The sequence below is a fragment of the Psychrobacillus sp. NEAU-3TGS genome, from assembly GCF_029955155.1.
Classification (GTDB): Bacteria; Bacillota; Bacilli; order Bacillales_A; family Planococcaceae; genus Psychrobacillus.
The window spans coordinates 455,682-470,699 of sequence record NZ_JAPNOZ010000004.1 but is presented as its reverse complement, the minus strand read 5'-3'; the positions used below and the strand labels follow the sequence as shown (position 1 = coordinate 470,699).

The window sequence follows — 15,018 nt, the reverse complement described above, 5'->3', positions numbered from 1 at the left end:
GCTATTCTTTCAAGATTTAAATTTCTTATTATTTCATGTAAGTAAGTAGTGTTTTGATACGTTTGTAATCGCCTGAAGAAGCTACTTTAGTTTTACGTAGTTTACGTTTAGCTTTAGTAGATTTATTAGCGAATAAGTGGCTTCCAAAAGCACGGTCATGTTTTAATTTTCCTGTACCCGTCTTTTTGAAACGCTTTGCAGCTCCACGGTGAGTTTTCATTTTCGGCATGTCGAATTCCTCCTAAACAATTGTACTCTATTACTGTTTTTCGTTCTTTGGTGCAAGCACTAAGAACATACTGCGGCCATCCATTTTCGGTTTTGATTCAACCGTAGATACTTCCGCACAAGCTTCGGCAAATCTATCTAAAACGCGTTGACCAATCTCTTTATGAGTAATCGCACGACCTTTAAAACGAATAGATGCTTTCACTTTATCTCCTTTTTCAAGGAACTTGATCGCGTTTTTAAGTTTCGTTTGGAAATCATGTTCATCGATTGTTGGGCTCAAACGAACCTCTTTCATCACGATAATTTTTTGATTTTTACGGACTTCACGATCCTTTTTTTGCTGCTCAAATTTGAATTTACCATAGTCCATGATACGAGCGACTGGCGGCTTGGCTTGAGGAGCCACAAGGACAAGATCCAAATTTACACGACCTGCGATTTCAAGTGCTTCGTTACGTGTTTTCAATCCTAACTGATCGCCATTTTGATCAATAACTCGTAGTTCGCGTGCTCGAATGCCATCGTTCACATACATGTCTTTGCTAATAACAATCCACCTCCAAATAGTGTCGCGAATACATGGTTTGGGCATAAATTTCGTAGAAACGAATTACTTACGCCGTTTTCGATCAAATAAAAAAACGAGCAGACATAAGATGTATGTCTGCCCGCCGATATAAGAACATGCAGATGCCTACATGTTACAGTCGATCGTGTGCTTACCAGTCAACAACAAAAAGTGTCAAACAGGTGAGAAGCGGGCAGCCTCTTCTTATACCACAAACTTGTATTCAATAACCTAGATAACTATACCATGTAGATTCGTACATGTCAACAGTATTTATGATCTAAGAAAATAAAAAATTTCTACACAGTAATTGTCTAGCTCCAACGCCTTGCTCCTGCGCAAAGCTCGTCGCAGAAGACCGTTGCCCCTCGGGGTCAAATGTGAAAAAGCTGCTCCTGCGCAAGCTCGTCGCAAACAAAATCGGTTGTGGTGGTTGGAGAGCTGCCTCCTTGGCCCGCACGATGCGGGTCATGTCTGCTTTGCCACAGGATGTGGCGCACTTTGCAGACCTACCACATCCCCATTTGCCTGTCGGGGCAGACATAGGCGCTTGCGCTTTTCTTATTAATGTTTTGTTTCTTCTTGAATGCGAGTTAAAAACTCCTCAAATGGAATACTTTCTGATTGCTGTTCTCCGTATTTACGTACGTTCACGTTACCTGCTTCTAGCTCTTTATCACCTAATACAAGCATGTATGGAATTTTTTGCATTTGTGCTTCTCGAATTTTATAACCAAGTTTTTCTTCACGGTCATCCATTTCTACTCGGAAGCCTGCTGCTACTAATAGCTCTTCGATTTGTTTAGCATAATCGAAGTGTACTTCATTGGATACTGGAATGATTTCTACTTGGACTGGAGCTAACCAAGTTGGGAAAGCACCTTTGTACTCTTCGATTAAGAATGCAACAAAACGTTCCATTGTAGAAACTACCCCACGGTGAATTACAACTGGACGATGTGGCTTTCCATCTTCTCCAACATACGTTAAGTCAAAACGCTCTGGTAATAGGAAGTCCAATTGAACAGTAGATAGCGTTTCTTCTTTTCCAATGGCAGTTTTCACTTGAACGTCTAATTTTGGTCCGTAGAATGCTGCTTCGCCTTCTGCCTCGAAATAATCTAAGCCGAGCTCGTCCATTGCTTCTTTTAACATTGCTTGTGCTTTTTCCCACATTACGTCGTCATCGAAGTATTTTTCTGTATCTTGCGGATCACGGTAAGATAGACGGAAAGTATAATCTTTTAGATCAAAATCTTTATAAACAGATATGATAAGCTCTACAACTTTTTGGAACTCTGCTTTAATTTGATCTGGACGCACGAAAAGATGCGCATCATTCAATGTCATCCCGCGAACACGTTGTAAACCGGAAAGTGCTCCAGACATTTCATAACGATGCATTGTACCAAGCTCCGCAATACGTAAAGGAAGGTTACGATAAGAGTGCATACCATTTTTGAAAACCATCATATGATGTGGACAGTTCATCGGGCGTAAAACTAATGTCTCGTTATCCATTTCCATTGGTGGGAACATAGAATCTTGGTAGTGATCCCAGTGACCGGAAGTTTCGTATAAATCTTTTGAACCAAGCACTGGTGTATATACATGTTTGTAGCCAAGTTTAAGCTCTTTGTCTACGATATAACGCTCAATAACACGACGAATCGTTGCACCATTCGGTAACCAAAGTGGTAAACCTTGTCCTACTTTTTGAGAATTCGTAAACAATGCTAGCTCTTTCCCTATTTTACGATGGTCACGCTCTTTAGCTTCTTCTAGCATATCTAAATGGTGCTTAAGCTCTTCTTTTTTAAAGAATGCAGTACCGTAAATACGTTGAAGCATTTTATTGTCACTATTCCCACGCCAATATGCACCAGCAATGCTTAATAATTTGAATTCTTTTAGTTTTCCTGTAGATGGTACATGTACTCCGCGGCAAAGATCGAAAAATTCTCCTTGCTCATAAATGGATACTTGCTCTCCTTCTGGAATTGCTTCAAGAAGCTCTACTTTATACTCATCTTCCTTGAACTTTTCAAAAGCTTGCTCGCGGGAAACATCGTGTCGAACGATTTCAATATTCTCATTAATAATTTTTTTCATTTCTTTTTCGATTGCTGGGAAGTCTTCTGCCGTAATCGGTTCCGGCGAATCAATATCATAATAAAAACCATTTTCGATTACTGGCCCAATTCCAAGTTTTACATCTTTAAACAAGCGCTTAACAGCTTGCGCAAGCAAGTGTGCAGAACTGTGACGAAGAATTTCCAACGCTTCATCGGATTCAGGTGTAATAATTGCAATTTCTCCGTCTGTAGTAATTGGTGTCTTAAGATCGATTAGCTGTCCACTAAGTTTACCTGCTAACGCTTTTTTACGTAATCCAGGGCTAATGGATTGCGCGATTTCTTCAGTAGTTGTCGAAACAGGGAATTCCTTTACTGCTCCATCTGGAAATTTTAACTTAATAACTTCTGCCATGTTGAACACTCCTTTTAAATTATGTACCGGAAAACGCAAAAAAACCTCATCCCTATAAAGGGACGAGGTTCAAATCGTGGTTCCACCCTTCTTCTGTCTACTAAAAACAAAAGTAGACGAAGCTCTGCATCGGCTAACGGGCCGGTGACCGGTAAACTGCTAGTATATGTATTCACAGTTACTGCTCGGAGGTGGTAAATCGATTGCCGGTACTTAAGAAGCTTTCAGCCAAGGCTTCTCTCTCTAAAAAGTCGTACAAACTGATTGTTGTCCTCTTCAATGCATTTACTTATTCTTATGAAAATGATTATACTCCACACCATGTGCATTTGCAAGTCATTGTAGGAGGTTATTCTTCTCTCCAATTCTTTCCTTGTAGAGAAATGGGAATCGTAAGAGCACGAATTCGCTCCATTATTCGTCCAGCTTTCACCACTTCTTTTTCTCCTCTTTGCGTAACAGATAGATGGTGCTCTAACTCGGAGTAATTGAAATTAGACGTTATAAAAGTAGGTAGCTGTTCTGACATTCGATAATGTAGGATTGTTCCTATTATCTCATCTCTCGTCCAACTGGACATAACTTCAGCACCAAGATCATCTAGCATTAAAACAGGAGCTTTTTTTACAAACTCTATTTTTTCAGAAAGCGATTGATCTTGAATCGCTTGTTTCATTTCTCGTAAAAATTCAGGAACGTAAACTACTACAGAATGAATATGTTTTACTGCTAGCTCATTTGCTAGGGCTCCAAGAAGATAGGATTTCCCAACACCAAACTTACCGTGAATATAAAGCCCTTTCTTCGGTAATGTATTAGTTCGATTTAGTTCCTCTAAAAAGTCAACTGCTGCACGAACAGCAACCACTCTACTTCCATCATTCACATCAACATCGCTAAGACGCGCTTCCATAACCTCTTTTGGCATATGTATGCTATTAATCATAGAAGTCACTTTTCTGCGTTCATCCTCTATTATCCCTCGTTGACAACGAATATATTCTAAACCAATTAGACCACGCTCTAAAACTAATTTAGGTTCGTATCCTTTCATAACATTCATGCAATGCTCTAGGGATTCACAAGAACGACAGTCATGGGACTGCGACTTGTATTCATATAATTTACTCAAGCCCCGATCTACGATTCGTTTAGATATATCCCCCGCGTTTTCTTCTAAAAACTTTTGCACACCTGGATCTTCTAACACTTCTTTTTTCATTTCATCTAGCCTTGATGAGAATTCTGGTGTTTGAACCATTCTTTTTAACGTTTCATTAATACGCTCCATTATTTCCACCTACCTCTTCAATGCATTCAAATCCGCTAATAGCTTTTGTCTTTCTTGATCTATGTTTTGAATACCATTTGTTGTTTCTCCGGATTGTTTCGTTTCCCCATCTTTTTTATAAAACCAATCCGGCACTTTTTCTTCGCGTACTGGTTTTTTCGTATAGGATTTCTGTTTGGATCCTTCACTTTTCCATTTTATATATTGTTCATGTTCGCTTCTGGCAAGCTCCATCGCCTGTTTTGCTGTTTTTACATCTTTTCTCATCCAGTGGGAAGCAATTTTCTCAGCATAATTTTTTGTTAGTTTCATATCCGTACGAAGCAACACATATTGCAATAGCACATTCACAACACCAATGGGCATTTTAAAATGGGTAACAAAATGATTAGCTAATTGTACATCTGCTAAAATTGGGTCTTTGCCGTTCGCAATATCCTTTAATACGACTGCTGGAGCTGTCGTTTCTAAATAATGGATAAGTTCTTCCTCTTTCGATAATGGCTGGCTCTTTTCAGGTACTGCTTTAGCTGATTGCTCGATTTTTTCCATAACGGGAGCAGTTTTAGAAACAGTTAGTTTATAGTAATCAGCGCACGCTTTTTTTAATCTTGCTTCGGAGAGATGTAATTCATCATCTAACGCAAGTATGACTACTTTTTGCATCTCTACTGGATGTAAATTGTATAAAAAAGCTAGTTTAGCGATTACTTCTTTTGCTTCTATCGTCATCGCTGACTTTGGAACAAGTTGTTCCGACAGCCCTTCCTGCAATAAAGCAAAATCAAATTGATCGAAGTAAAAAGGCAAAGAATCCATTCTTTTCTTAGATTGAAAATTATCTTCATAAGACAAGGCATTCCCTGTTTTGGAAGATGGTTTAAATACGTCCATAAAGGTTCGAGAAACATCCGTAAATCCGTCATTCCAGTTTGTAGGTTGGATAAAGCGATTCCGTAATTGTTTATATGCATTTTCCCCAATTTTACCTAACAGAAACATCGACAATAATGGATCTTTTAAAAAAGACTCTGCATCAAGTGGAGCAGTTAATTCATAATAAAAGACACGGCCATCATTCTCTGATTTTTGCCAAGTACGAAGCAGCCCGATTGCTTCTAACGCAATTCTCGCTTGAAAAATTTTACCGATAGAAACACCTAATACATTCATTAGCTGATAATGGGGCAATCGCTCATTATTTTGTGCTTCTCCATCTGCCCATAGTGTTAAGTACAGGCTAATACTTTCCGCACCAACTAATGGTTGATACAATAATGTTAATAACTGGCGATCATAATCCGAAAAAGAATATGGCAAGCGAATCATATACATGTCTGCTGGCTGAAGCTCTTTATATAACATCAACAGTTGCACCTACTCTCTTGCTGCTTATAATGTTGGATTCTTTTTTATGATTTCTTTTAATTCTTCTATAAAGACTGTTATATCTTTGAATTGACGATAGACAGAAGCAAATCGAACATAAGCCACTTCATCTACTTCTGCAAGCTTGTCCATCACTTTTTCGCCAACTTCCTCGGATTTTACTTCGGAATTTCCTGCTCTTCGTAATTCTTTTTCAATGGAAAACACGATATCTTCTAGCTGATCAAGTGCAACTGGTCTTTTCTCACATGCACGTATCAGTCCTCGAAGTATTTTTTCACGACTAAATTCTTCTCGTGAACCATCCTTTTTCACGACGATCAAAGGGGTTTCTTCCACCTTTTCAAATGTGGTAAATCTAAACCCACAATCCTCGCACTCTCGCCTTCTTCTTATCGCCTTATTATCGTCAACAGGCCTTGAATCGACTACTTTCGTGCCATTAAACTGACAAGTTGGACATCTCATAATTGTCTCACCTAATTCCTTACATTAATTTGTATATCTATTATAACAATATTATCGTATAAAATCGAAAAAGCAGAGGAATCGCTTCCTCTGCTAAGTCATCTCGGCTAAGTTATTACGCTTGAACTGTCATGCGCGACTTAGGTACATTAACTGGACCCATACCACGAGGCATTTCAATCGTTTCGCGTATTCCAGCATTAAGAGCATCTGCAATATAATTAGCTGCAATTGACGGGTCTAAATCACCACATGTATACACATCAATGCTCGCATAACCATGCTCTGGAAAGCTGTGAATCGTTAAATGTGATTCGGAAATTATAACGACTCCACTTACACCTTGTGGTGCAAATTTGTGAAATGCAACTTCTCTGACTTCCGCACCAGACTTAAGTGCAGCATCAACAAATGTTTGCTCGATAAATTGCATATCGTTAAGTTTGTCGAAATCGCATTCCCATAGTTCTGCAATAATGTGACGTCCCATTGTTTCCAATGTCCGTTTCCCCCTTTGATAAGTTTTAGTTTAAAAATTAACAATCAAAGTTGACTACCACGGGGGAAAGTTAGTCCAAAGAGGTCCTAACCCTTTAAGTAGTCCATGTACGTGAAGTACACGATTATCATTATATGATGTATTGATAAAATAAGCAACAAATAAAAAATCCTCTTTCTAAAATATAGAAAGAGGACTAATTATTTTATAGGCTCGAACCTACTTTAAGACCAGACGCTACTTTTTTCGTCAAATCAACTACACGTGCAGAATAACCCCACTCGTTATCATACCATGCAAGTACTTTTACTTTACGATCACCAATAACCATTGTAGTTAATCCATCTACTGTAGAGGAAAGAGTAGACGTATTAAAGTCAATTGAAACTAGTGGCTCAGTTGTAAAGCCTAAAATCCCTTTCATGGATTCTTCAGAAGCTTTTACAAATGCCGCATTTACTTCTTCAACAGTTACATCTCTTTGCACATCTACGACTAAGTCTACTAAAGAAACATTTGGAGTAGGTACACGAAGTGCCATACCATGAATTTTCCCTTCTAACTCTGGCAGCACCAATGTAAGCGCTTTTGCTGCACCAGTAGATGTTGGGATGATAGATTGCCCACATGAACGTGCACGTCTTAGATCCTTATGTGGATTATCTAAATTATTTTGATCGTTTGTATATGCGTGAACCGTTGTCATTAAACCGTTCTCAATACCAAACGTATCATTTAATACTTTTGCAACAGGTGCTAAACAATTTGTCGTACAACTTGCGTTAGAAATAATATCCTGGCTTTCTAAATCTAATTTATCATCATTAACACCCATTACAATAGTTGCATCTTCATTTTTGGCAGGAGCAGTGATGATTACTTTTTTCGCACCTGCTGCTAAATGAGCACTAGCTTTTTCACCATCATTGAATTTTCCCGTTGACTCGATTACGATGTCGACATTTAATTCTTTCCAAGGGAGATTCGCTGGATCACGATCATTCACAATTTGAACTCGTTTGCCATTTACAAGAAGCGCATTTTCTTCTATTTTTACTTCTCCTGAAAAAGTACCATGTGTAGAGTCATATTTTATTAAGTGCGCTAACGTTTCTAAAGGGTATCTTGCATTAATTGCGACAACATTTAACTCTTCCTGTACTATCGCTTGGCGAAACACCATTCGTCCAATACGTCCAAAACCATTAATTGCAATTGAAGCTGTCATGTGAAAAATCCTCCTGTAACTGTGTGATACTTTATATTTACAACTTGTAATTAGTATAACACATTATCCGAATCATGTAGCCCTAAATTAGAAGAAAGATATTTTTATTTGTAATTGGGTTATTTATCCCTGTTCAATAAGTGGTGTATCTAAAAATTTTCTCAAAAAAAACCGAAAACAGCCCTATTTTCGAGTCGTCTTCGGTCTTTTGTGCTACACGATTAACACATTCCAATCGCTTAAGATTTTTTTTAGTTGTTGTTCTGTGGATTCCAATGTTCCATTATTATAAATAACCGCATCGGCTTCTTTTTCTTTAAGAGATAATGGAAGCTGTGATTGGATTCTTGCCTTTGCTTCTTCTAGCGTAAAATTATTTCGCGCCATTAATCGTTCCAATTGCGTTTCTTCTGTAACTGTTACGACTAATATTTTCTCTACATACGATTGCAGTCTGCTCTCAAATAATAATGGGATATCCATGATTATGGATGGATGACCCGCTTTTTGAAGCTCTTCTTTTTGACGAAGCATTTCTGTACGAATTGCTGGATGGATAATATCATTAAGTTGTTTCCGCTTAGAGGGACTTGAAAAAATAATGTCACCTAGTTTTCCGCGGTTTAAGGAACCATCTTCTGCAATTACTTCTTGGCCAAATACTTCCTTTATCTTCCCAAGTGTTTCCGTTCCTTTTTCAACGACGACTCGGGCTACAACATCTGCATCTACAATTGGGTAGCCTAATTCCTTTAACATATTGGAAACAGTACTTTTCCCACTTGCAATACTTCCAGTTAAACCAATGATCATAACTATCCTCCGTTATTTCTGACATGTACCACAATAAGTGGAGGTTCTACCACCTATCGTTTTTTGCAGCGTTTTTCGACCACAAATTGGACAATTCTTCTTTCCATACATTTGTAATCTGTTTTGCATATTTCCTGCTTCTCCATTAATAGAACGATAATCGGAGATCGTACTTCCTCCATTTTCAATACTATCAAGAAGCACAATGACAATCTCATTGAATAATTGTATTTTTCTTTCCTTGCTGATACGTTTCACTTTTCGCGCGGGATGCATTCTTAATCGAAATAATGCCTCTGTTGCATATATATTGCCGCAGCCTGAAACGACATGACCATCCATGATAAATTCTTTTATCGCTTTATTTTCATATTTTGGTAAAATACTCATCGCCAAATAATGATCTAAAGCATCCTGATCGAAGGGCTCTGGAGCCATTAACAATAATGGTGGATGATCTGCTTCACTTTCTAATAAACGAAGCTCACCGAATCGCCTAATATCAGCATATACAAGCATGTCACCTTCCTCCAAATGGAATATGACATGTGAATGCCGTTTAAATTTTTCTTCTTCAATTTCATGCAAGTTACGAACGTAGAACCAAGCCCCAGACATTCCTAAATGTGAAACGAGTAAATGAGGGGTTCCATCCTTCATTAGATGAAAATAGATATATTTAGAACGCCTATCTATTCTTTCAATCATCATTTGAGGTAGTGCTTCTTTGAAAACATCTACATCTGCCCCTTTAATGATAGCCTCTTTGCCATTGGCTTTAGATGTAATAATTGTTTCAGAAACGTCTACAGATTGAATTGTTTTGCCCGTCGCAATTGGTCTTAACGACCGAACGACCCCTTCTACCTCTGGTAATTCAGGCATATTCAAAACTCCTTACTTCGTTTCGTACCAAGAAGCACCGAATGCATAATCGACTTTCAATGGTACGAGCAATTTAATCGCAGTATCCATTACTTCGGGTACAATTTTTTCAAGTAATGCAATTTCCTCTTTTGGTGCCTCGAAAATTAACTCATCATGCACTTGCAAAAGCATCTTCGTTTGCATTTTCTCATCTTTCAAACGCTGTGCCATATCAATCATCGCTTTTTTAATAATATCAGCTGCACTTCCTTGAATAGGAGTATTCATCGCAGTTCTCTCCGCAAAGCTTCTTAGGTTAAAATTAGAACTCGTAATTTCTGGTAAATATCTTCTTCTATTTAATATCGTCGTAACAAATCCTTTTTGCTTTGCTTCTCGGATAATATCATCCATATATTCTTTTACACCAGGAAAACTATTTAAATATTGCTCAATAAATATGGCTGCTTCTTTTCTCGTTATATCCAAGCTTTGCGATAAACCATAATCACTAATCCCGTACACAATACCGAAGTTTACTGCTTTTGCAGCACGGCGCATGTCCGATGTCACATTTTCTGCATCTACATGAAAAACATCCATTGCAGTTTTTGTATGAATATCCAAATCGTTAATAAAAGCTTCTACTAAGTTTTTATCTTCCGACATATGCGCAAGCACACGAAGCTCGATTTGTGAATAATCGGCTGCAAACATCACCCAATCAGGTTGCGATGGGACAAATGCTTTTCGAATTTTTCTACCTTCTTCTAAACGAACCGGTATATTTTGCAGGTTTGGGTTAATCGAGCTTAGTCGTCCTGTTGAAGTTAGTGCTTGCTGGTAGCGTGTATGGATTTTCCCATCTTTTTCATGAATTTCTTTTAATAATCCTTCAATGTATGTTGAATTTAATTTTCCTAATTGGCGATAAAGAAGAATTTGTTCAATAATTTCATGCTCTCCAGCTAATTTTTCTAATACATCCGCTGCTGTGGAATAACCTGTTTTTGTTTTCTTTATAGGTGTTAATCCTATTTTTTCAAACAATATTACGCCCAATTGTTTAGGAGAATTAATATTAAATTTCTCCCCTGCCAGCGCGAATATATCTTGCTCAATGGATTGTAGCTTTACTTCTAAGTCATGTCCCATCTCGACAAGTATTTGTTTATCCACTTTTACTCCGTCTGATTCCATTGTTCCTAGAATAGATGCAAGTGGTAATTCTAAATCTTTGTAGAGCTCGTACTGTTCATTTTCTTTTAACTTTTCTTCTAAAGTCGGCTTTAGTTGCCATATCGCTTGCGCTTTTCGTGCCGCATGTTCAGCGAGTTTCTCAAGTTCTGGCGTTGATTTTTTCGCACCTTTTCCATAGACGCTCTCATCTGTCCAAACATTAAAATTCCCGAATTCTTTTGCTAGTGTCGATACATCTCCAGAAGAAATAGATTGGTTGACAATATAAGCTGCTAATAGCAGATCAAATTCTGCTCCTTGGATACTAATGCCATGTTTTCTACTTACTGCTTGGGTTGCTTTCGAATCCGATAAAAATTTATGTTTTTCGTTATCCTCTAGCCATGCACAAAATGCGTCTGATTGAAATGCTTTAGTCCCTTGGATAAAATACGAATCCTCACCGTTTGAAAAAGCGATTCCTAATAATTCACTTGTATGATATTGTTCATCATACATTTCGAAATGAAGAGCCATTTGGTCTTTTAATATGGAAGTATCTACTTCTTCTAACACCTGATAATTCATTTCTGCAGTTTCTTGCTCTTCCGCGACGAAATCCGATTTCTCTAAAAGTGTTTTAAACGAAAGCTCTTTCCAAATCTCCACAACCTCTTCCATATTAGGTCCATTGTATGTTAGATCATCTAGTGTTACTTCAATTGGAGCACTCGTTTCAATGGTCGCAAGTATTTTACTCATTTTCGCTTGTTCTTCGTTTGCAACTAGCTTTTCTTTTAATTTCGCACCACTAACAGCGTCTAATGCTTCATAAAGCTTTTCTACAGAACCATGTTCTTTTAATAGTTTGATCGCTGTTTTTTCTCCGACACCTGGTACACCTGGAATATTATCGGAAGCATCTCCCATGAGCCCTTTCATATCAATAATTTGTTGCGGAGTAAGCCCGTACTTTTCTTCTATATGTGCAGGTGTATATTTTCAATGTCTGTAATACCTTTTCGGGTAATATAGACAGTCGTACGATCCGTTGCTAGCTGTGTCAAATCTTTGTCTCCTGAAACAATGACAACCTGTTGACCTTTTGCATCAGCTTGTTTACTTAGTGTCCCAATAATATCGTCCGCTTCATACATTTCCAATTCATATCGTTTAATCCCGTATGCATCGATTAGTTTACGAACGTAAGGGAATTGTTCAGAAAGCTCCGGTGGTGTTTTCTGTCTTCCACCTTTATATTCTCCAAAAGTAGAGTGACGGAAAGTCGTTTTACCTGCGTCAAACGCCACAAGCATATGCGTCGGATTTTCCTCGTCCATAATTTTTTGTAGCATTAATGTAAAACCATATACAGCATTTGTATGTATGCCGTGTTCATTTGATAATAATGGTAAAGCAAAGAAAGCTCGGTATGCGAGACTATTCCCATCCAATAAAAGTATTTTTTCGTTGGACATTCCATTCACTCCCTCAAAATAAAAAATATCATTTAATAAATAAAATCGTCATTCCCTATATCTTACCATGAGAGTAAGGGGAATGACGATTCATATACTATTCTAAGTAACCTGAAAGAATTTTCGCATAAGGAGAATCAGACGGGATGATAATCATCGAATCCTCACCAATTGTTCGCTTATAGGATTCTAGTGTCCGATAAAGAGAATAGAACTCTGGATCTTTAGAGAAACTTTGATTGTAAATTTTCGCCGCCTCTGCATCCCCTTCTGCAGCAATCATTGCAGCATCTTTTTTGGCAGTCGCAAGCATCTCTTTCACTTGACGATCTGTATCTGCTTCAATACGACGTTTGTCTGCATCACCTGTAGATAAAAACTTTTGTGCAATACTTTGTCTTTCTGAAATCATTTCATTATAAACGGATTGTTCATTTTCTTCCGGTAAGTCTGTGCGTTTAATACGTACATCTATTACTTCGATACCGTATTTATCTTTTTTAAGCAATTCATTTACATGTGTTGTAATTTGATCATTTAAACTTCCTCGGGAAGAATTTTCATCGTTAATAATCTCGCTATATTCTAGTTGACCAAGCTCTGAACGTACGACTGAATAGATGAACTCTTCCATACGAGATCCTGCATTTACCAAGTTACCAGCATTCGAAATCATTTCTTTCGCATTTACAACACGCCAAACAGCATAATTGTCAATAATAATTCGACGTTTATCTTTCGTGTTAATCTCTGCTTCTGATAATTTATAGTTCATTTGATGTTTTGGAATGGTTGTAACACTTTGTATGAATGGTATTTTCATATGCAGACCTGGTGTATCTTTAATATCTTTAATCTCTCCAAACTGGCGAACTACTCTAAATTCGCCTTCTTTCACGACATAGATATTTGCAAGTGCGATAATAATAACAACGAATGTTATAAAAATACCGATAAATGGCTTTGTATATTTTTTGTAATCGACTGGTGTTTTTTCTTTTTGTGGCTTCTTTTTCTTTTGCATCGCATTAAATTTTTCTTCAAGATTGGAAAATGGATTATTGTTATCCGCCATTATTGCCCACTCCCTTCTTCTGTTTCGGTATCCGCTGGTGGCGGTGTTTGTTTAGTAGATTCCAGTGGTTGGAGCGGTAAATACTTCATCGTGCCACCATCATCTTTCATAATATAAATTTGGGCGTTCGGTAACACTGCATCGAGTGTCTCCATTACAAGTCGCTGTCTCGTAATCTCTTTATTGTCTGCATATTCTACATAAAGTTTATTAAATAACTCCACATCTCCGAGTGCTTGCTGGATACGAGCAGTTTTATATCCAGTTGCTTCCGAAATGATTGCATCCTTTTCCCCTTCTGCTTCACTCATCTTTTGGTTCATATATTTTTCTGCTTGGTTTACTTTTGTATTTTTCGTTTCCTCTGCATCCGTTACAGCAGTAAATGCAGCTCGGACTTCCGCATTAGGTAGCTCTACATCTTGCAGTTTTACAGTAAGTACGGTTATTCCAATGTCATATTTGTCTATTAAAGAACCTAATAGTTCAACAGTATCTGCTTCAATTTGTGCTTTTCCGGATGTTAAGGCATCGTCGATTTTGGAGTTCCCAATAATCGAGCGAATAGAGGCGGACGTTGCATCATGCAGTAAATCTTGCGGACTTTCGGAGTTAAATAGGTACGCTTTTGGATCAGTAATTTTCCATTGTACAACTAAATCCGTTAAGACAATATTATCGTCTCCCGTGATCATTTTTGTATCTTTATCAAAAGATTCTATTTCCCCGTCGGCTGCTTGTTTATATCCAAATTGCAGACTGAACGTTTCTTTAGACAGTTTTTCTACTTTTTGAATCGGCCAAGGCATTTTAAATTTCAACCCTGATTCTGTAATTGAGTCGCCTGCTTCTCCGAATGTAATAACGATTGCTTGTTCTGATTCATCTACTGTGTACCAGGATGTAAATACAGCAGATAATAAAATAATTCCTAGGATTGAAGCAACAATGATGGATATTAATCTCTTTGTACTCATCATAATTCCCCTTTCTATATGTATAATCCTATTACGGAATAATAGTCCATTTGGTTTCAAAAATAATAAAACTAGGCTTAAAAAAGACGTCAACGATTGCGTCGCATTATAGAGAAACTGCACGGTATGTTGCCTATTAAGGGTTTACTATGATTTTCGCTTCAGGCGGACGCTTTCCGCCGGCATGACTTCAATCTCCTCGTCGCTTACGCTCCTTCGGGTCTTTCAGATCATGCTATTCCGGCGGGAGTCGCCGCCTTCCGCTTCACTCATTATGTATGATCTGCTAATTTGGTGTCTGCAGTTATCAAAGTTTTAAATTTATCAAGTTTACCACATAATAATTAGAACAATTTAGACAATGTTATTTCCAATTTCGTAGTTCGTTTATCAGGATATAGCTCGTCTTTTCAACTATTTATTGGTATTAATCTTCTTTATATCATCGTCTCCATCTAAGTACAC

12 protein-coding genes, 1 pseudogene and 1 other annotated feature are annotated in these 15,018 nt (G+C 37.8%); all 13 genes and pseudogenes read right to left on the bottom strand.

Annotated elements, in window-relative coordinates; all coding sequences use genetic code 11:
- Positions 1–28: 28 nt before the first annotated feature.
- Positions 29–229 (bottom strand): 50S ribosomal protein L35, encoded by a 201-nt coding sequence (gene rpmI, locus OR571_RS03305; protein WP_053588661.1) that lies wholly within the window; start codon positions 227–229, stop codon positions 29–31.
- Between the two features lie 30 nt (positions 230–259).
- Positions 260–823 carry a translation initiation factor IF-3 gene (gene infC / locus OR571_RS03300; RefSeq protein WP_186321401.1) on the bottom strand — a complete coding sequence of 188 codons (564 nt, stop codon included), beginning with the start codon at positions 821–823 and terminating at the stop codon, positions 260–262.
- A gap of 540 nt (positions 824–1,363) precedes the next feature.
- Positions 1,364–3,289, bottom strand: a complete 1,926-nt coding sequence (thrS, locus tag OR571_RS03295; RefSeq protein WP_282241414.1) for a threonine--tRNA ligase — start codon at positions 3,287–3,289, stop codon at positions 1,364–1,366.
- A 55-nt stretch (positions 3,290–3,344) separates the two neighbouring features.
- Positions 3,345–3,578, bottom strand: a binding site (T-box leader).
- 60 nt (positions 3,579–3,638) lie between these two features.
- Entirely contained in the window at positions 3,639–4,580 is a 942-nt protein-coding gene (dnaI, locus tag OR571_RS03290) for a primosomal protein DnaI (protein ID WP_282241413.1), read from the bottom strand.
- Positions 4,581–4,589: 9 nt separating this feature from the next.
- Positions 4,590–5,945 carry a replication initiation and membrane attachment family protein gene (locus OR571_RS03285; RefSeq protein ID WP_282241497.1) on the bottom strand — a complete coding sequence of 452 codons (1,356 nt, stop codon included), beginning with the start codon at positions 5,943–5,945 and terminating at the stop codon, positions 4,590–4,592.
- A 27-nt stretch (positions 5,946–5,972) separates the two neighbouring features.
- Entirely contained in the window at positions 5,973–6,437 is a 465-nt protein-coding gene (gene nrdR / locus OR571_RS03280; protein WP_282241412.1) for a transcriptional regulator NrdR, read from the bottom strand.
- 115 nt (positions 6,438–6,552) lie between these two features.
- Positions 6,553–6,936: an adenosylmethionine decarboxylase gene (gene speD, locus OR571_RS03275; RefSeq protein ID WP_282241411.1), complete on the bottom strand. Its 384-nt coding sequence runs from the start codon at positions 6,934–6,936 to the stop codon at positions 6,553–6,555.
- A gap of 205 nt (positions 6,937–7,141) precedes the next feature.
- Positions 7,142–8,164, bottom strand: a complete 1,023-nt coding sequence (locus OR571_RS03270) for a glyceraldehyde-3-phosphate dehydrogenase (protein ID WP_282241410.1) — start codon at positions 8,162–8,164, stop codon at positions 7,142–7,144.
- Positions 8,165–8,377: 213 nt separating this feature from the next.
- Complete coding sequence (gene coaE, locus OR571_RS03265; protein WP_282241409.1) at positions 8,378–8,977, bottom strand: dephospho-CoA kinase; 600 nt, start codon at positions 8,975–8,977, stop codon at positions 8,378–8,380.
- Between the two features lie 12 nt (positions 8,978–8,989).
- Entirely contained in the window at positions 8,990–9,862 is an 873-nt protein-coding gene (gene mutM / locus OR571_RS03260) for a bifunctional DNA-formamidopyrimidine glycosylase/DNA-(apurinic or apyrimidinic site) lyase (RefSeq protein WP_282241408.1), read from the bottom strand.
- Between the two features lie 12 nt (positions 9,863–9,874).
- Positions 9,875–12,501 (bottom strand): annotated as a pseudogene (polA, locus tag OR571_RS03255) (DNA polymerase I).
- Positions 12,502–12,598: 97 nt separating this feature from the next.
- Entirely contained in the window at positions 12,599–13,576 is a 978-nt protein-coding gene (hflC, locus tag OR571_RS03250) for a protease modulator HflC (protein WP_282241407.1), read from the bottom strand.
- Entirely contained in the window at positions 13,576–14,553 is a 978-nt protein-coding gene (gene hflK, locus OR571_RS03245; RefSeq protein WP_282241406.1) for an FtsH protease activity modulator HflK, read from the bottom strand. The genes hflC and hflK overlap by 1 nt, the downstream gene beginning before the upstream one ends.
- Between the last annotated feature and the right edge of the window lie 465 nt (positions 14,554–15,018).

Bases quoted from the DNA above. Each gene is read 5' to 3' on its own strand.
- rpmI (WP_053588661.1), bottom strand. From the start codon at position 229: ATGCCGAAAATGAAAACTCACCGTGGAGCTGCAAAGCGTTTCAAAAAG.
- infC (WP_186321401.1), bottom strand. From the start codon at position 823: ATGCCCAAACCATGTATTCGCGACACTATTTGGAGGTGGATTGTTATT.
- thrS (WP_282241414.1), bottom strand. From the start codon at position 3,289: ATGGCAGAAGTTATTAAGTTAAAATTTCCAGATGGAGCAGTAAAGGAA.
- dnaI (WP_282241413.1), bottom strand. From the start codon at position 4,580: ATGGAGCGTATTAATGAAACGTTAAAAAGAATGGTTCAAACACCAGAA.
- OR571_RS03285 (WP_282241497.1), bottom strand. From the start codon at position 5,945: ATGTTATATAAAGAGCTTCAGCCAGCAGACATGTATATGATTCGCTTG.
- nrdR (WP_282241412.1), bottom strand. From the start codon at position 6,437: ATGAGATGTCCAACTTGTCAGTTTAATGGCACGAAAGTAGTCGATTCA.
- OR571_RS03270 (WP_282241410.1), bottom strand. From the start codon at position 8,164: ATGACAGCTTCAATTGCAATTAATGGTTTTGGACGTATTGGACGAATG.
- coaE (WP_282241409.1), bottom strand. From the start codon at position 8,977: ATGATCATTGGTTTAACTGGAAGTATTGCAAGTGGGAAAAGTACTGTT.
- mutM (WP_282241408.1), bottom strand. From the start codon at position 9,862: ATGCCTGAATTACCAGAGGTAGAAGGGGTCGTTCGGTCGTTAAGACCA.
- hflC (WP_282241407.1), bottom strand. From the start codon at position 13,576: ATGGCGGATAACAATAATCCATTTTCCAATCTTGAAGAAAAATTTAAT.
- hflK (WP_282241406.1), bottom strand. From the start codon at position 14,553: ATGAGTACAAAGAGATTAATATCCATCATTGTTGCTTCAATCCTAGGA.